The sequence below is a fragment of the Streptomyces sp. NPDC104096 genome, from assembly GCF_055584385.1.
Window position 1 is genome coordinate 1 of the sequence record NZ_JBVJMD010000023.1, and the last position, 18185, is coordinate 18185.

Genomic DNA, 18185 nt, shown 5'->3' on the forward strand with positions numbered 1-18185 from the left:
GTGAGCAGTTCACGCAGCGGATGACGGGCCAGTACCTCGTCCACCTCCGGCGTCGACGCCGCCGCCAGCCGCGCCGCCACCGGCAGCGACTCGTCACGCAGGGCGGCCACGGCGGCCCGCAGCACCGACCGCTGCCCGGTGCCCTTCGGCACCCCGGCCCGCGCCCGCTCGTACAGCCGCGCGCCCTCCTCCAGGACCAGATCCGTGTCGAGGCCGGCCGGGATCTTGATGCGCGCGAGGTGCCGCCAGGTGGTGACCGGATCCCCCCACGCCTCCACCGTGAAGGTCCAGTGGCCGGGCGTGTCCGCGGTGACGGTGGCCCCCCAGCGGTCGGTGCCCGGGGCGAGTTCACGCATCGGGGTCCAGGGGCCGGGGCGGCCCTCGGGGTCCCGCAGGACGACGTTGGCGGCGACGGCGTCGTGGCCCTCGCGGAACACGGTGGCCGAGACCTCGAAGGGTTCGCCGGTCACGGCCTTGGCGGGCCTGCGGCCGAGCTGGACCAGCGGACGGACGTCCAGGACGGGTATGCGCCCGACGGCGGTGGCCTCGCCCGCGGAGGGTGGCTCCGGGGCCGGCGGTCCTGCCGCGGCGGTGCGTACGGGGGGTGCGCCGGTACGGGGTGTCGGGGGTGGTGACGAGTGGTGCGTGGCGGGCATGACCGCTCCTGTCCGCGTCAACGTGGGTGGGCGGATGGCTGTGGGGAGGTGGGTCCTGCGAACCCGGGGTCCACCTGCGTGGTGTACCCGTGGGCGTACCGAGGAAGCCTTCCCACCCTATTCGAGTGGGCAATCCGGCACTTTGGTAACTACTCACGCGTATGTCTACACACAAGTCCGGCCCCGTTCGCGGGGAACGGGGCCGGTGCCGGGACTGCGCCACCATCGGCCCGGGACTCTGCGAGGATCGGTCCCCACTTCTGTTCGGAGCGCTTACCCCGCCGGCACCTGGAGGATCCGGTCCGGCGAGCCCGCCCCCCGGTCGGACACCCGGCCCTGCGCGGCCCGCGCGACCAGCGCCGCGGCCACCTGGGCGGGCGTCGCCCGCGGATGGTCGGCCAGATAGAGCGCGGCCGCGCCCGCCGCGTGCGGCGCCGCCGTCGACGTACCGGAGTACGTCGTGCCGCCGGTGTCGCTCGTGCGGGACGCCGACGTGATCGACACCCCCGGCGCGAACAGGTCGAGGGCCGAACCGTAGTTGGAGAACGGCGCCCGCGCGTCGCCGCGGTCGGTCGCGCCGACCGTGACGGCCTCCGGCACGTCCGCGGGCGAGTACAGGGCGGCCGCGCGCGCGTCGTTGCCCGCCGCGACCGTGTACGTGACGCCCGAGGCGATGGAGGCCCGGACGGCCGCGTCGAGCTGGGCGTTGTGCACACCGCCCAGACTGAGGTTGGCCACCGCGGGCCGGTGCGCGTGCCGGGTGACCCAGTCGATGCCCGCGATGACCCGGGCCGTGGTGCCCGCCCCCCTGTCGTCGAGCACCCGTACGGCGACCACGTCCGCCTTCTTGGCCACGCCGTACGACGCGCCGGCGGCGATGCCCGCGATGTGCGTGCCGTGGCCGTTGCCGTCGGCGGCCGTGGCGTCGCCGTCGACGAAGTCCCAGCCGTAGACGGCGCGTCCGCCGAAGTCCCGGTGGGTGATCCGGACCCCGGTGTCGATGACGTACACCGTCACCCCGGCCCCCGCCGAATCCGGCGCGGTGAAGCTCCGGTCCAGCACCGGCCCCGGCCGGTCGAGACGGTCCAGGCCCCAGGACGGCGGGTTCGTCTGGGTGCGCTCCAGGCCCACCCGGGTGTCCTGGACGACCGAGGCGACCCGGGAGTCCGCCGCCAGACGGCGCGCCTGTCTCTCGTCGGCCCGTATGGCGTAACCGTTCATCACCGCGCCGTAGGTGTGGCTGATTCTCACCCCGTACCGCGCGGCCAGGTCCCGGTCGGCCGTCGACGGAGCCCGTGTGCCCCCCTTCAGCACCACCAGGTAACTTCCGCCGACGGAGCCGGGATCGCCGGCGCCGAGTATCCGCCCCTCCGGTACGGCGTGCGCGGGCAGCGCGGTGGCCGAGAGCACCGCGGCCGTGATGACCGCGGTCAGGCCAGCCGCCCGGCGCAGACGCCGTTCGCGCGTCCGTGCCATGGTCCGAGTTCCCCTCCTCGACTCGGGCGTACGGCGGCCGCGACGCCGGGTGCCCCGGCGCCGGCCGGTCCGCCACTGGCAGCTTTCCGTGCCACGTGAAGCACCACAAGAAGGCCTATGGTGGTGGAATCGGCCATATCGGCCGGGAGGTGTCGGTTCCGGCCGAACGGGGGGTCTGCGGGCGAAGCTCCCAGCGGCGGCGCCACCGACGCCGGTACCGTCGACTGACGACGAGACGCACACCGCCGTGCGTCCGCACAGCGACATGTGCCGAGGTGGAATGTGAAGGCGATCCGTCGATTCACCGTCCGTCCCGTTCTCCCCGACTCCCTCCGGCCGCTCAGTGATCTGGCCCGCAATCTGCGCTGGTCCTGGCATGCCGAGACCCGCGACCTCTTCCAGTCCGTCGACCCCGAGTGCTGGGCCGCCTCCGGCGGCGACCCGGTACGCCTGCTGGGCAGCGTGCCGCCCGCGAGGCTCACCGAACTGGCGGGCGACCGCCGCTTCCTGCGCCGCCTCGACGCGGCCGCCGGCGACCTCAACGACTATGTGACCGGCGCCCGTTGGTACCAGGCTCAGTCCGCCGAACTCCCGTCCGCCGTCGCCTACTTCTCTCCCGAGTTCGGCATCACGGCCGCCCTGCCCCAGTACTCCGGCGGCCTCGGCATCCTGGCCGGCGACCATCTCAAGGCGGCCAGCGACCTCGGGGTGCCGCTCATCGGGGTCGGACTGCTCTACCGGCACGGCTACTTCCGCCAGAGCCTGTCCCGGGACGGCTGGCAGCAGGAGCACTACCCCGTCCTCGATCCCAACGAGCTGCCGGTCGTCCAGCTCAAGGAGGCCGACGGCACCCCGGCGCAGGTCTCCCTCGCGCTGCCCGGCGGCCGCTCGCTGCGCGCCCGGATCTGGCTGGCGCAGGTCGGCCGGGTGCCGCTGCTGATGCTCGACTCGGACGTCGAGGAGAACGACCTCGGCGAACGCGGCGTGACCGACCGGCTCTACGGCGGCGGCAGCGAGCACCGGCTGCTCCAGGAGATGCTGCTGGGTATAGGAGGTGTCCGGGCGGTACGCACGTACTGCCGGCTGACCGGCCACCCCGAGCCGGAGGTGTTCCACACCAACGAGGGCCACGCGGGCTTCCTCGGTCTGGAGCGCATCGCGGAGCTGGGCGAGCGGGGGCTGGAGTTCGACGCCGCCCTGGAGGCGGTCCGCGCGGCGACCGTCTTCACCACCCACACGCCCGTCCCGGCCGGCATCGACCGCTTCGACCGCGAGCTGGTCGCCCGCCACTTCGGCCCCGAGGCCGAACTCCCGCGCATCGACGTCGAACGCGTCCTGCGGCTGGGCATGGAGAGCTACCCCGGCGGAGAGCCCAACCTGTTCAACATGGCCGTGATGGGGCTGCGCCTGGCCCAGCGCGCCAACGGGGTGTCGCTGCTGCACGGCCAGGTAAGCCGGGAGATGTTCGCCGGGCTCTGGCCGGGCTTCGACCCCGAGGAGGTGCCGATCACCTCCGTCACGAACGGGGTGCACGCCCCGACCTGGGTGGCCCCGGAGGTGCTGCGGCTCGGCGCCCGCGAGATCGGCGCCCAGCGCGCCGAGGACGCGCTGACGGTCGGCGGCTCGGACCGCTGGGACGCGGTGCGCGGCATCTCCGACCAGGAGGTCTGGGACCTGCGCCGGGACCTGCGCGAGCAGCTGGTCGTGGAGGTGCGGCGCCGGCTGCACGCCTCCTGGCGGCAGCGCGGCGCCGGTGCGGCCGAGCTGGGCTGGATCGACGGGGTCCTCGACCCGGACGTGCTGACCATCGGCTTCGCCCGCCGGGTCCCGTCGTACAAGCGGCTGACGCTGATGCTGCGCGACCGCGACCGGCTGATGGACCTGCTGCTGCACCCCGAGCATCCGATCCAGATCGTGGTCGCGGGCAAGGCGCACCCGGCGGACGACGGCGGCAAGCGGCTGGTGCAGGAACTGGTGCGCTTCGCCGACGACCCGCGGGTGCGCCACCGCATCGTCTTCCTCCCCGACTACGGCATGGCGATGGCGCAGAAGCTCTACCCGGGCTGCGACATCTGGCTCAACAACCCGCTGCGCCCGCTGGAGGCCTGCGGCACCTCCGGGATGAAGGCGGCCCTCAACGGCTGTCTCAACCTCTCCGTCCTGGACGGCTGGTGGGACGAGTGGTTCCAGCCGGACTTCGGCTGGGCGATCCCCACGGCGGACGGCTCCGGCACGGACCCCGACCACCGCGACGACATCGAGGCGGCCGCGCTCTACGAGCTCCTCGAACAGCGGGTGGCGCCCCGGTTCTACGAGCGGGGCCAGCACGGCCTGCCCGACCGCTGGATCGAGATGGTCCGCGAGACCCTCGCCCTGCTCGGCCCGAAGGTGCTGGCCGGGCGCATGGTCCGCGAGTACGTCGAGCGCCTGTACACCCCGGCCGCGCACGCGCACCGCGCGATGACCCCGGCCACCGCGGGTGAACTCGCCGCCTGGAAGACCCGGGTGCGCGCCGCCTGGCACGGGGTGAGCGTCGACCATGTGGAGACGGCCACCGCCACGGCCAGCGCGGAACTCGGCACCACCCTGGTCCTGCGGGTCCGGGTCGGCCTCGGCGACCTGGCCGCCGACGACGTCGAGGTCCAGGCGGTCTCCGGCCGGGTGGACTCCGAGGACCGCATCACCGACGCGGCGACGGTCCCGCTGAAGCCGACGGGCGGTCCGGACCTGGAAGGGCGCTGGGTCTACGAGGGCCCGCTGTCCCTGGACCGCACCGGGCCCTACGGCTACACGGTCCGCATCCTGCCGACCCACCGGCTGCTCGCCTCCGGCGCGGAGCTGGGCCTGGTGGCGGTGCCCTCGGAGGAACCGGGGGCGGGGGCGGGGGTGCTGATGCGGTAGGCCGACACCGCCGGGCGCCGGGGAGGCCGGGCGTCACCGCCGAGCGGCGGCGGCCTCGATCTCCTCGGTGAGCTTCCGGGCGTCGACGGGCTTGCCGTCGGCGTCGAGCACCGTGATGTCCCGGCCGTCGGCCTTGACCGCCGGGGTGCCGGTGACGTCGCTGTCGTAGAAGGCCTCGCCGACCTTGTCGGCCCAGGCGAGATAGGTGCCCTCCTTGACGGCCTTGTTGAAGGCGTGCGTGCGCAGACCGGGCACCTTCCCGGCGATCTCCAGCAGCTCGGAGGTGCTGCCGAAGGTGTCCGTGGTCTCCTCCTTCGGCTGGGCGTCGTACAGGGCGGTGTGGAACTGCTTGAACAGGGCGGGACTCTCGTTCAGGGCCGCGCCGAGCGCGCCCAGCGCGGTCCGGGAGCCCTTTCCGTCGAGGCGCTTGTCCAGGAAGGTGGCCATGTGGAACTCGACCTTCACCTCGCCGGAGTCGGCGAGGGAGGTGAGGGTCGCGCCCAGGTCGCGCTCGAAGCTCGCGCAGTAGGGGCAGCGCATGTCCTCGTAGACGCTCACGGTGACGGGGGCGCTCGCCTTCCCGTACGTGATCACCGTGCCGTCCTTCCCGGTGGTGTGCGCCGGGACGACGAGCTTCGCCGTCTCCGGGGCACCCCGCCCGGAGTCGCCGTCGGCGGCCAGCCCGATGCCGACACCGGCGGTGAGTGCGAGCGCGGTGGCCGCGGCGCCGATCACCAGGGCACGGCGTGAGGTCTTGTCGACGGGCATGGGCGTCCCTTGTCGCGTGGAGGCAGTGGACCGGTGGAGCCACTATCGAGACTAGGAGGGCGCGCTATCTCCCCGGAAGGGTCTTTTGTCCCTTCCGGGGCGGGGGTGACGGACCCGTCCACGCGGGCGCGGCGGGTTCAGGCCTCGTCGTGCGGTGCGCACAGGCGGCGCAGCACCGTCCCGCAGCGGCGGGCGTAGGCGTGTTGCAGGGTCCGGGTGGCCGCGCCGCCGGCCCGGGCGTACCACTTGGCCGGGCGGCTGAAGGCGGAGACGGTGAACCAGACCGTGCCGTCGCCGGTGCGGTGGACGACGAAGGACTCCTCGCCGCACTCGGGGTGGCCGGGCAGCGTGCCGTAGGCCCAGCCGGCCCGGCGGTGCTCCTCGACCGCCCAGACCACCCGGCAGGGGGCCTTGATCAGGCCGGCCAGGGTGATGGTGACGTCCGCGCCGGGCTCGGCCCGGTCGGCCTTCGTGGTGACGCCGACGCCGAGCGCGCGGTGCATCTCCCAGGTGAGGACGGCTTCGGCGGCCCGGCGGAAGAGCTCCTCGCCCTCGCCGAGCCGGGTGCGTATGTGCAGGGGGTGGAAGCCGGGGGGACAGAAACCGGCGTGCTCGCGGGTCGCGCCGACGTCCGCGTACGTGAAGGACATGGGAAGCAAGGGTAGGGCGGTACCCCGGGACGCCGAAGTCCCGGGGTACCGCCCTGTGGACTGCCCTTGGGTCAGCTGACGTTGACCGCGGTCCAGGCCGCCGCGACCGCGGCGTACTGGGTGCTGCTGGAGCCGTACAGCGCGGACGCGGCCGACAGGGTCGCCGTACGGGCGCCCGAGTACTTCGTCGTCGACGTCATGTACGTCGTCAGCGCCTTGTACCAGATCTGGAGCGCCGCGGCCCGGCCGATGCCGGTGAGCGTGGCGCCGTTGTAGGTGGGGGAGTTGTAGGTGACGCCGTTGATGGTCTTCGAACCGCTGCCCTCCGAGAGGAGGTAGAAGAAGTGGTTCGCGACACCGGACGAGTAGTGGACGTCCTTGCTGCCGACGGAGGAGGACCAGTAGTCCGCCGAGCCGCCGTCCTTGCTGGGCTTGTCCATGTAGCGCAGCGGGGTGCCGTCGCCGTTGATGTTGATCTTCTCGCCGATGAGGTAGTCGCCGACGTCGGAGGAGTTCGCCGCGTAGAACTCCACGCCCGTGCCGAAGATGTCGGAGGTGGCCTCGTTCAGGCCGCCGGACTCGCCCGAGTAGTTCAGGCCCGCGGTGTTGGAGGTGACGCCGTGGCTCATCTCGTGGCCGGCCACGTCCAGCGAGGTCAGCGGGTGGGTGTTGCCGGAGCCGTCGCCGTAGGTCATGCAGAAGCAGCTGTCGTCCCAGAACGCGTTGACGTAGGCGCTGCTGTAGTGGACGCGGGAGTAGGCGCCGACACCGTTGTTCTTGATGCCGTTGCGGCCGAAGGTGCTCTTGTAGAAGTCCCAGGTCTCCTGGGCGCCGTAGGCGGCGTCGGCGGCCGCGGTCTGGTCGGTGGAGGAGCTGGAGGCGGCGCCGGTGCCCCAGACGTTGTCCGCGTCGGTGAACAGCGTGCCGGTGCCGGAGGTGCCGTGAGCCAGGTTGTACGTCTTGTGGCCGCCGCGCGTGGTGTCGTACAGCTGGTACGTCGAGCCCGACAGGTTGGTGGTCAGGCTGACGGTGCCGGAGTACAGCGTCTTGCCGGTGCCGGTCGACGCGGTCTCGATGCCCTGGTACTCGAAGAGCTTCTTGCCGCTGGCCGCGTCGGTGATGACGTGCAGCTGGTTGGGGGTGCCGTCGTCCTGGAAGCCGCCGACGACCGTCTCGTAGGCGAGGACCGGGGTGCCGTTGCCCGCCCAGATCACCTTGCGGGGCGCGGCGTCCGCCGCGGTCTTCGCCGAGCCGGCCGCCTGCGCCGCGGTCAGCGCCTGCTTCTCCGCCGTGGCGGCGGCGATCTGCGGCTTGACGGAGGCGACCTTGAAGCCGGTCTTGAGGCCCTTGGTCACGCCCTTGGTCGCGCCGGAGGCCGACTGGTGGACGATCAGGTCGCCGCCGAGCACCGGCAGGCCCGCGTAGGTGCGCTCGTAGCGGGTGTGCACCGTGCCGTCGACGTCCTTCACGACGTCCTTGACGACCAGCTTCTCCTGCGTGCCGAGGCCTATCGCGGTGGCGGTCTCGGGCGCGTCGGCCTGCTGCTGCTGGATCAGCGTGGTGCGGGCGGCGGCGGAGAGCTGGAGGGGGGCCGCAGCGAGCGGTGCCGCCTTGGTGGAGTCCGCCGGGGACTGCGCGACGGCGGTGCCGCTCGCGAGGCCGGTGGTGAGCAGGGCTCCGGTCGCGACCGCGGTGGCGATGGCCAGGGTGGTGCGCTTGTGACGCGCGTAGAGGGGGCTCACGCAAGCTCCTTGGTGGGGGAGTCCGGACGGGGTGGGGTCCTGTCCGGAGGTGATGTGAAGTAGCTGTGCTGCGGCGGTTGGGGGAAGCCTGACATCGAGGTCGCGTACATGTCAGGACCCTCTTGTGATGTTGACCGAAAGTCGACCACCGGGTGAACGTTGCGGGAATGTAAAAGGAGTCGGGCCGGGTAACGGGCCAACCAGGAGCAGGCATGCTCATGGCAAAAAGCGGGCGCCGCCCCGGGGAGTCGAACCACCGGGGCGGCGCCCTGTCCGCGGGTGCCGGGTACGGCCCGCGGCCTACGGGAAGGTGAGCTTCCAGCTGTTGATGTAACCGGTGTCCTGGGCCGCCTGGTCCTGGACCCTCAGCTTCCACGTACCGTTGGCGACCTCGGAGGACGCGTTGACGGTGTAGGTGGCGTTCACGTTGTCCGCCGAGTCGGAGGAGCTGAAGTTCTTCAGGCGGTACGCCGACCCGTCCGGGGCCACCAGGTCGATCACGAGGTCACCGCGCCAGGTGTGCACGATGTCGACCGAGACCTGAAGGTTCGAGGGGGCGTTGCCGGTCCGTCCGGAGACCGTGATCGACGACGTGACGGCCGCTCCGTTGTCCGGAATCGATACGTCGGCGGTGTTCTCGAAGGAGGTGCCGCCGCCACCGCCGCCACCCGAGCGCGAGCCGACCGCGACGCCCGCCCAGGCGTCCTGCACCGCCTTGTACTCGGCGCTCGTCGTACCGTACAGGTCGCCCGCCGCCGCCAGCGTGCCGGTACGGGCCGCCGCGTAGTTGGTGGTCGAGGTGAACTTCGTGGTGAGCGCGCGGAACCAGATCTTCTCCGCCTTGGCGCGGCCGATGCCGGTGACCGCGAGCCCGTCGGCGGTCGGCGAGTTGTAGCTGACGCCGTTGATGACCTTGGCGCCGCTGCCCTCGCTCAGCAGGTAGAAGAAGTGGTTCGCGGGGCCCGAGGAGTAGTGCACGTCGACCGAGCCGATGCCGGAGTACCAGCTGTCCTTGGACGCGCCGTCCTTGCTGGGCTTGTCCATGTAGCGCAGCGGGGTGCCGTCGCCGTTGATGTTGATCTTCTCGCCGATGAGGTAGTCGCCGACGTCGGTGGCGTTCGCCGCGTAGAACTCGACCGCCGTGCCGAAGATGTCGGAGGTGGCCTCGTTCAACCCGCCGGACTCACCGCTGTAGTTGAGGCCCGCGGTGTTGGAGGTGACGCCGTGGCTCATCTCGTGGCCGGCCACGTCGATCGCGGTGAGCGGGTGGGTGTTGCCCGAGCCGTCGCCGTAGGTCATGCAGAAGCAGCTGTCGTCCCAGAACGCGTTGACGTAGTTGTTGCCGTAGTGGACCCGGGAGTACGCGCCCACCCCGTCACCGCGGATGCCGGACCGCCCGTGCACGTTCTTGTAGTAGTCCCACGTCACCGCCGCCCCGTAGTGCGCGTCGGCGGCGGCGGTCTCCAGGTTGGAGGCGCTGCCGTTGCCCCAGGTGTCGTCGGAGCCCGAGAAGAGGGTGCCGGTGCCGGAGGTGCCGTGGTTGAGGTTGTACGTCTTGTGGTTGCCGCGGGCGGTGTCCGTCAGGTTGTACGTCGACCCCGACTGCGCGCTGCCGAGCGTGACCGTGCCGCTGTACATCGTGTTGCCGGTGCCGGTCTCGATGCCCTGGTACTCGAAGAGCTTCTTGCCGGTGGCCGCGTCCGTGATCACGTGCAGCTGGTTGGGGGTGCCGTCCTCCTGGAGACCGCCGACGACGGTCTCGTAGGCGAGGACCGGCGTGCCGCTCGCGGCCCAGACGACCTTGCGCGGTGCCCGGTCGGCCGTGGCCCGTGCGGCGCCGGCGTCCTTCGCGAGGGACAGGGCCTGGCGCTCGGCCTGCGCGGCGGGGACGGCGGCGGTGAGCGAGGCGACCGCGAGGGCGGACCGGGTGGCCCTGGTGACGGACGCGGTGGCACCGGAGCCGGTGGTGTCGACGACCAGGTCGCCGCCGAGCACCGGAAGGCCGTCGTAGGTCCGCTCGTAGCGGGTGTGCACGGTGCCGTCGGCGTCCTTGAGGACGTCCCGGACGACGAGCTTCTCCTTGGCGCCCAGGCCCAGGTGCCGGGCGGTGTCCGCCTTGGCGGCGTCGGCCTCGCGGATCAGCGCGGCGCGCTGCGCGGGCGTCAGCCGGACCGACTCGGCGCCCGGCCTGACCTGGCCCGACACGGGTGCCGCCGGGGTCCGGTCGGGGGCGGCGGACGCGGCGCCGGACTGCACGGCCGCGGCGATCAGCGCCGAGACGCCGACGAGGGCGACGGCGGCGGCTTTGCGGTACGGGGTGTGGGAGGTGCGTCTGTGAGAGGAACTGCTGCTCAACACTGACTCCTTCTGCACGGCCGCGGATCGCGCGGCCAGGGGAGACCGGACGGCTGGCCGGCCGTCCGGGCAGAACAAGGCGGTACGCAGAACCAGGTGCGTGAGAGCTGGGCCCGGCACAGTCGCGAACCTGTGGGGTTGCTGTGAGCGGGCTGTGTGCAGCGTCGCAGGAGATGCGCGAAATGTCAGGAGCGCGTCATGAAGTTGGCCGGAAACGGTTCGTTGTCCGGGAGTTCGTGTTCGATATACGGAGTATTGGTCGACGGGTCGGGTGCGACCTCTCCAGGAGGCCGGGCGGTCAGGCGGGGGCGGAGCCGTCCGCCGGGTCGCCGTGCCAGGTCGCCCACAGCGCCGCGTACGCCCCGCCGGCCGCCACCAGCTCCTCGTGCGTGCCGAGTTCGGTGAGACGGCCGTCCTCCATCACGGCCACCCGGTCGGCGTCGTGCGCGGTGTGCAGCCGGTGCGCGATGGCGATGACCGTACGGCCGCGCAGCACCGCGGCCAGGGCCCGCTCGGTGTGCCGGGCGGTCGTCGGGTCCAGCAGCGCGGTGGCCTCGTCGAGGATGAGCGTGTGCGGATCGGCCAGCACCACGCGCGCCAGGGCGAGTTGCTGCGCCTGGGAGCCGTCGGTGCCCAGACCGCCCTCGCCGAGCTCGGTGTCCAGGCCGTCGGGCAGTGCGCGCACCCATGCCTCGGCGCCGACCGTCGCCAGCGCGGCCCACAACTGCGCGTCCCCGGCGGACGGTTCGGCGATCCGCAGATTGTCGCGGACCGTTCCCAGGAAGACGTGGTGCTCCTGGGTGACGAGCACGACCTGGCGGCGCAGCCGCTCCGGCCCGAGCTCCGCGACCGGCACCCCGCCCACCGTCACCGCACCGGCGCTCGGCGCGTCGACGCCCGCCAGCAGCCGGCTCAGCGTGGTCTTGCCGGCGCCGGACGGACCGACCACCGCCAGCCGTTCCCCGGGCCGCACGGTCAGGTCGACGCCGCGCAGCACCTCGCCGCCGCGGTCGTAGGCGTACCGCACACCGGTCACGTCGATGCGGTCGTCCGAGGGCAGCGCGTACCGCCCGGCGGCGTCCGGGCGCGCGGCCCGCGCCAGCCCCTCCACCCGCGCGAACGACGCCCCGCTGCTCTGGAGCATCTCCACCCGCATGAGGACCTCGTCCAGCGGTGTGCCGAGCTGCTTCAGATACAGCGCGCCCGCCACCACCGCGCCCAGGCTCATCCCCCCGTGGCCGTGCAGCAGACCGCCGACCAGCAGCACCCCGGCCACCGGCAGGACGTACGAGACCTCCACCGCCGGGAAGAACACCGTCCGCAGGAACAGCGTGTACAGCCGTCTGCGCCGGGAGACCTCCAGTGCCTCGCGGCTGGCCGTGATCCGTCGCCCGCCGAGGTGGAAAGCCTCGACGGTACGCGCCCCGGACGCGGTCGCCCCGAGGATCTCGGCGACCTGCGAACCGGCCGCGCCCTCCGCCAGATAGCCCTCCCGGGCCCGGCGCAGATACCAGCGCAGCACCACCCCGATCGGGGCCAGGCAGGCCACCCCGACCAGGCCGAGCAGCGGGTCGAGCGCGAAGACCGCGCCCAGCAGGAACAGCGCCTGCACGGAGTTGATCAGCAGCTCGGGCCCGGCGTCGCGCAGGGTGGTGCCGACGGTCGTCACGTCCGCCGTGCCGCGCGCCGTCAGATCGCCGGTGCCGGCCCGCTCCACCACGGACGCGGGCAGCGCCAGCGCCCGGTCGACGAACTCCTCGCGCACCCGCGCCAGCGTCCGCTCCCCGAACCGGTGCCCCGCGTACCGGGCCCAGCGCGCCAGCAGCAGCTGTCCGAGCGCGCACAGCACGAGGGCGGCCGCGAGCCGGTCCACCGCCGCGACCCCGTCCCCGGCCCGCACCGCGTCGATGATCCGCCCCAGCAGCCAGGGACCGGCCAGCCCGGCCCCGGCGGCCGCCGCGTTCAGCGCCAGCACGGCCCAGAACCCACGCCCGTCGGCCCGCACCAGCCGCACCGCCGCCCGCCGCACCTCGGCGGGTCCGGCGACGGGAAGCTGCCCTCGGCTCATGCCACGACCTCCTCGGCACCGGCGCCGGTGCCGGCACCCGCGCCCGTCCCGCTGTCCGCACTCGTCTTGGTGTCCGCGTCCGTGCCGCTGCCTGCACCCGTCCCGGTGTCCGCGCCCGCGTCGGCGCCCCGCGCGACCAGGGCCCGGTAGCCCGGCTCCCGGGCCAGCAGCTCCCGGTGCGTGCCCGTCGCGGCGACCTTGCCGTCCACCACGAAGTGCACGGTGTCGGCGTGGTCGAGGACGAGCGGGGAGGTGGTGGTCAGCACGGTGGTACGGCCGCTGCGGGCCGGCCGCAGCCGGGCCGCCACCGCCGCCTCGGTGTGCGCGTCGAGCGCCGACGTCGGCTCCACCGCCAGCAGTACCTCGGGGTCGGCCAGCAGCGCCCGCACCAGCCGGACCCGCTGGCGCTGCCCGCCGGACAGATTGCGGGCCCGCGCGTCGATCGCCGAGTCGAGCCCGTCAGGCAGACCCTGCACGATGTCGTCGGCCACCGCCGAGTGCACCGCCCGCCAGATGTTCTGTTCGGCCGGCTCCCGGCGGCCGCCGACCAGCTCCCGCAGCGTGCCCGCGAACAGCTCGGCCTCGTGGTCGGCGACCAGGATCCGCGCCCGGACCTGCGCCAGCGGGATCTCGTCCAGGCGCGTGTCGCCCCAGGTCGCCGCCGACGGCGCGTACCGGCCGAGCCGGTCGAGGACGGCCGCCGTGTCGGCGGGCCGCGCCCCGGCCAGCGCGGTCAGTCGTCCCGGTGCCACCCGCACCCCGGACTCCGGGTCGTACAGCACCGCCGGTTCGGCCGGGGCGGCGCACGCACCGCCGTCCGGCTCGGGCTCCAGCCGCAGCAGCCCCACCACCCGCCGGGCGGCCACCACGCCCCGGGCGAGCTGGTGGCCGAACTCGACCAGGAACGCCACCGGGCCCACCAGGACCGCGACATAGCCGTACACCGCCACCAGCTCGCCCACGGTGATCTCGCCCTGGGCGGCCGACCGGGCCGCGAGCCAGGTCACCACGCCGAGGAACAGCGTCGGCAGCCCGACCCCGAGCGCCTGCATCCAGCTCGTCACCGCGCCGACCCGGTAGCCCTGCTCGCGCAGCCGCCGCGAGTCCCGGCGGAAGGCGTCCGCGAACAGCTCCTTGCCGCCCAGGCCGTTGAGGACCCGCAGACCGCCCGCCAGATCGCCGACGCGCGCGGTCAGCACGCCCTGCCGCTCCCGGTACTCCGACTCCGCGCCCTGCAGCCGCCCCAGCAGCGGCCCCACCAGTACGACGATCACCGGCACCCCGAGGAGCACCACCACGGCCAGCCGCGCCGAGACCGACAGCAGCAGCCCGGCGACCGCGGTGTAGGCGACGAGCGCGCCGACGCCGGGCCCGACCACCGTGAGGGACGTGCTGATCGTCTGCACGTCGCCCACGCCGATCGTGACCACCTCGCCGGCCCCGGTCCGGCGGGCCAGCGAGGCCCCCAGCCGCACCGTGTGCCCGACGACCACCTTGACCGTGCGGAAGTTGGCGTCCATCCGCACCCGGGTCATCGTGCGGTGCCGCATGATGCCCAGCCAGGCGTTGAACGCGCCGACCGCCAGCAGCGCGGCCGTCCACCCGGCGAGCGCGACCGGGTCGCCCGGCTGGAGACCGTCGTCGATCGCCCGGGACATCAGATACGGCGTCGCCGCCCCGAGCACCATCCAGACACTGGCGATCACCGCCCCGGCGACGGACCGCCAGGGCTGCCGGGTCACCAGCCACCACAGATAACGCCGGCCGCCGCGGCCGTCGGGCGTGCCGGGGTCCTCGTACGCGTCGATCACTTCCGGGGTCCCCCGCTCAGACCAGACTGTCCCGCCAGGCCCGGTGCAGGTCGGAGAACCTGCCGGTGCCCGCGGTCAGTTCGGCCGGACTGCCGTCCTCCACGATCCGTCCGTGCTCCATGACCAGCACCCGGTCGGCGATCTCGACGGTCGACAGCCGGTGCGCGATCACCACCGCGGTACGGCCGCGCAGCACCGTCGTCATCGCCTGCTGCACCGCCCGCTCCCCGGGGACGTCCAGTGAGCTGGTCGCCTCGTCGAGGATCAGCACCGCCGGGTCGGCGAGCAACGCCCGGGCGAAGGCCACGAGTTGCCGCTGACCGGCGGAGATCCGGCCGCCCCGCTTGCGGACGTCCGTGTCGTAGCCGTCCGGCAGGGCGCTGATGAACTCGTGCGCGCCGATCGCCTTCGCCGCCCGCTCGATCTCCTCCCGGCTCGCGTCCGGGCGGCCGATCGCGATGTTCTCGGCGACCGTGCCGGAGAACAGGAACGCCTCCTGGGTCACCATGACCACCCCGCGCCGCAGTTCGGGCAGCGCGAGGTCGCGCAGGTCGACCCCGTCCAGCGTGACGCGGCCCGCGGTGGGGTCGTAGAAGCGGGCCAGCAGCTTGGCCAGGGTGGACTTGCCGGCGCCGGTGGAGCCGACGACCGCGACCGTCTGCCCGGCCGGCAGGGTCAGGTCGAAGCGGGGCAGGATCTCGCCGCCGGTGCGGTAGGCGAACCGGACGCCGTCGAAGACGACCGTGCGGCCCGGGTGGTCGCTCTCGCGCGCGGGCAGCTCCCGGGGCCTGGCGGCCTCGGGCACGGACGGCGTCTGCGCCAGCAGGCCCGCGATCTTCTCCAGCGAGGCGGCCGCCGACTGGTAGGAGTTGAGGAACATGCCGAGCCGGTCGATGGGGTCGTACAGCCGCCGCAGGTACAGCACCGCCGCCGCCAGCACGCCCAGCGCCAGCGAGTCGTCCGCCACTCGCCAGGCGCCCCACAGCACGGTCAGGGCCAGGGCGGTGCTGGACACCAGCCGGGAGCCGACGACATAGCGGGCCATCTCCAGCAGCGCGTCGCCGTTGGTGCGCTCGTGCCGCCCGTTGAGGACGGCGAACTCGGCGTCGTTGGCGGCCTCGCGGCGGAAGGAGCGCACCGGCCGGATGCCGTTCATCGTCTCCACGAACTTCACGATCACCGCCGCGATCGCCGTGGACCGTTCCCGGTACACCTCGCCCGCGCGCCGCTGGTACAGCCGTACGAGCAGGTACAGCGGCACGGCCGAGGCCACCGCGACCGCGCCGATCCCGAGGTCCAGCCAGAGCAGCATCGCCCCGATGTACACGAACGACAGCAGGACCGTCACCAGCTCCTGCAAGCCCTCGTTGAGCAGCTCGCGCAGCGACTCGACGTCCGTCGTGGAGCGGGAGATCAGCCGGCCCGAGGTGTAGCGCTCGTGGAAGTCCACGCTGAGCGCCTGGGCGTGGCGGAAGATCCGGCCGCGCAGATCGAGCAGGGCGTCCTGGTTCACCCGGGCGGAGACCACGGTGAACGCGTACTGCAGCCCGCCCGACGCCAGCGCGCACAGCAGATAGGCGACGGCCACCGCGATCAGCGGCCCGCGGTCGCCGTCGCGCAGCGCCGGTACGGCCCGGTCGATGGCGTACGCGACCAGCAGCGGACCCGCCTGCACCGCAGCCTGCTGGAGCAGCAGCAGGGCCGTGGTCAGCGCCACCCGCCCCCTCATCGGGGCCAGCAGCGAGCGCAGCAGCGCTGACGTGGCACCGGGCGGGGTGGGCAGTACGTCGCGGTCGAAGGGGTCGGCGGCCTGCTCGGGGCGGCCCGGTTCGTCCTCCCCCTCGGTGACGGCGGCGGACGTCGTGGCGGCGGTCATCGGTCGCCCTCCTCGTGGCCGGACGGCTCTGCGGGATCGTCCCCGGACATCAGCCGGGCGTACTCCGTGCTGGTGCGCAGCAGTTCCTGGTGGGTGCCGACGGCCTGGATGCGTCCGTCGGCGAGCAGGGCGACCCGGTCGGCGAGCAGGACCGTGGACGGCCGGTGGGCGACGATCAGGGCCGTGGTGTCCACCAGCACCCGGCGCAGGGCGGCCTCGACGGCGGCCTCGGTGTGCACGTCCAGGGCCGACAGCGGGTCGTCGAGCACCAGGAACCGCGGCCGGCCGACCACCGCCCGCGCCAGCGCGAGGCGCTGCCGCTGGCCGCCGGACAGGCTCAGACCCTGTTCGCCGACCTGGGTCAGCGTCCCCTGCGGCAGCGCGTGCACGAAGTCGGCCGCCTGGGCGACGCTCAGGGCCCGCTCCAGCTCCGGCGGGCCGGCGTCGCCGTCGGCGCCCATCAGGACGTTGTCCCCGACGCTCGCCGAGAACAGCGTGGGTTCCTCGAAGGCGACCGCGACCTTCGCGCGCAGTTCCTCGCGGGGCATCGCGGTGATGTCCTCGCCGTCCAGGGTGATCCGTCCGGACGTCACCTCGTGCAGCCGGGGGACCAGCGCGGTGAGCGTGGTCTTGCCGCTTCCGGTGGCGCCGACCAGGGCCATCGACTCACCGGGACGGACGTGCAGTTCGATGTGGTCGAGCAGCGGCGGGGAGTCCGGCGGGGCGTCCGGATAGCGGAACCGGACGCCGTGGAAGCGCAGCCCGCCGTCCTCGGCGGGTACGGGGGTGCGCGGTCCGCCGTCCTCGGCGGGCGAGGCGTCCCCGGCGGGCGGGGCATCCGGGGCGGACGACTCCGGCGGCGCGTCCATCACCTCGAAGAACCGCTCCGTCGCCGTCGACGCCTCCTGGCTCATCGCCAGCAGGAAGCCGATGGACTCCACCGGCCAGCGCAGCGCCAGCGCCGTCGACAGGAAGGCCACCAGCGTGCCCGCCGACAGCGCGCCGTCCGCGACCTGTACCGCCCCGACCACCAGCGCCGCCCCGATGGCCAGCTCCGGCAGCGTCACGATCACCGCCCAGATCGCCGCCAGCAGCCGCGCCTTGCGCAGTTCCGTGCCCCGCAGCGTCCGCGCCAGCTCGCGGAAGGCCCGCGCCTGACTGCGGTGGCGCCCGAACCCCTTGACGATGCGGATGCCGAGCACGCTCTCCTCGACGACCGTGGTCAGATCGCCGACCTGGTCCTGCGCGAGCCGCGCCGCGTGCGCGTACCGCTCCTCGAAGACCACGCACATGACCACCAGGGGCACCGTCGGGCCCAGGATCACCAGGCCGAGCGTCCAGTCCTGGAGCAGCATGATGACCACGCCGATGACAATCGTCACCCCGTTGACCAGCAGGAACGTCAGCGGGAAGGCGAGGAACATCCGGACCAGCATCAGGTCGGTGGTCGCCCGTGAAAGCAGCTGTCCGGAGGCCCACCGGTCGTGGAAGGCCACCGGCAGCCGCTGGAGGTGCCGGTACAGCCGCGCCCGCATCGACGCCTCGACATGCGACAGCGGCCGCGCCACCAGCCAGCGCCGCAGCCCGAACAGCAGCGCCTCGGCGACCCCGAGCAGCAGCAGGTACAGCGCGCCCCGCCACACGCCCCCGGAGTCCCGGGCGGCGATGGGCCCGTCGACCATCCACTTCAGCACCAGCGGTATCACCAGCCCCACACAGGAGGCGACGATCGCGACGAAGGCGGCGGTGAACAGACGCACCCGCACCGGGCGCACGTACGGCCACAGCCGTAGCAGGGTGCGCACGGCGGAGCGGTTCTCGGCGGCGGCAGGTGTAGTGGACATCAGGAGCGAGCCTACGGATCGCAACTGACATCGCCCAC

At 73.2% G+C, this 18185-nt stretch carries 11 protein-coding genes; 1 reads left to right on the forward strand and 10 read right to left on the reverse strand.

Annotation, left to right across the window (positions count from 1 at the left end; genetic code table 11):
* Both ACZ60B_RS23035 and ACZ60B_RS23040 read right to left on the reverse strand, forming a co-directional pair.
* Positions 1 to 656, reverse strand: a 656-nt coding sequence (locus ACZ60B_RS23035; protein WP_469389803.1) for a maltotransferase domain-containing protein, incomplete at its 3' end; no start/stop codon positions are given.
* Positions 657 to 929: 273 nt separating this feature from the next.
* Complete coding sequence (locus tag ACZ60B_RS23040) at positions 930 to 2132, reverse strand: S8 family peptidase (protein ID WP_469389805.1); 1203 nt, start codon at positions 2130 to 2132, stop codon at positions 930 to 932.
* Between the two features lie 282 nt (positions 2133 to 2414).
* On the opposite strand from ACZ60B_RS23040, the gene ACZ60B_RS23045 reads away from it, so the two are divergent.
* Complete coding sequence (locus tag ACZ60B_RS23045; protein ID WP_469389807.1) at positions 2415 to 5033, forward strand: glycosyltransferase family 1 protein; 2619 nt, start codon at positions 2415 to 2417, stop codon at positions 5031 to 5033.
* 33 nt (positions 5034 to 5066) lie between these two features.
* Here ACZ60B_RS23045 and ACZ60B_RS23050 read toward each other — a convergent pair whose 3' ends face one another.
* From ACZ60B_RS23050 to ACZ60B_RS23085, 8 genes are all read right to left on the reverse strand, one after another.
* Positions 5067 to 5801, reverse strand: a complete 735-nt coding sequence (locus ACZ60B_RS23050) for a thioredoxin domain-containing protein (protein ID WP_469389809.1) — start codon at positions 5799 to 5801, stop codon at positions 5067 to 5069.
* A gap of 137 nt (positions 5802 to 5938) precedes the next feature.
* Positions 5939 to 6451: a DUF1990 family protein gene (locus tag ACZ60B_RS23055; protein WP_469389811.1), complete on the reverse strand. Its 513-nt coding sequence runs from the start codon at positions 6449 to 6451 to the stop codon at positions 5939 to 5941.
* Between the two features lie 71 nt (positions 6452 to 6522).
* Complete coding sequence (locus tag ACZ60B_RS23060) at positions 6523 to 8193, reverse strand: M4 family metallopeptidase (protein WP_469389813.1); 1671 nt, start codon at positions 8191 to 8193, stop codon at positions 6523 to 6525.
* Between the two features lie 300 nt (positions 8194 to 8493).
* Positions 8494 to 10548 carry a M4 family metallopeptidase gene (locus ACZ60B_RS23065; protein WP_469389815.1) on the reverse strand — a complete coding sequence of 685 codons (2055 nt, stop codon included), beginning with the start codon at positions 10546 to 10548 and terminating at the stop codon, positions 8494 to 8496.
* Between the two features lie 298 nt (positions 10549 to 10846).
* Positions 10847 to 12616, reverse strand: coding sequence for an ABC transporter ATP-binding protein (locus ACZ60B_RS23070; RefSeq protein WP_469389818.1), 1770 nt, complete (start codon positions 12614 to 12616; stop codon positions 10847 to 10849).
* Positions 12613 to 14427 (reverse strand): ABC transporter ATP-binding protein, encoded by a 1815-nt coding sequence (locus tag ACZ60B_RS23075; RefSeq protein ID WP_469389820.1) that lies wholly within the window; start codon positions 14425 to 14427, stop codon positions 12613 to 12615. Before ACZ60B_RS23075 ends, ACZ60B_RS23070 begins: the two co-directional genes overlap by 4 nt.
* A gap of 16 nt (positions 14428 to 14443) precedes the next feature.
* Complete coding sequence (locus ACZ60B_RS23080) at positions 14444 to 16303, reverse strand: ABC transporter ATP-binding protein (protein WP_469389822.1); 1860 nt, start codon at positions 16301 to 16303, stop codon at positions 14444 to 14446.
* A complete protein-coding gene (locus tag ACZ60B_RS23085; protein WP_469389824.1) occupies positions 16300 to 18147 on the reverse strand; it encodes an ABC transporter ATP-binding protein in 1848 nt (615 codons plus the stop codon). Before ACZ60B_RS23085 ends, ACZ60B_RS23080 begins: the two co-directional genes overlap by 4 nt.
* Between the last annotated feature and the right edge of the window lie 38 nt (positions 18148 to 18185).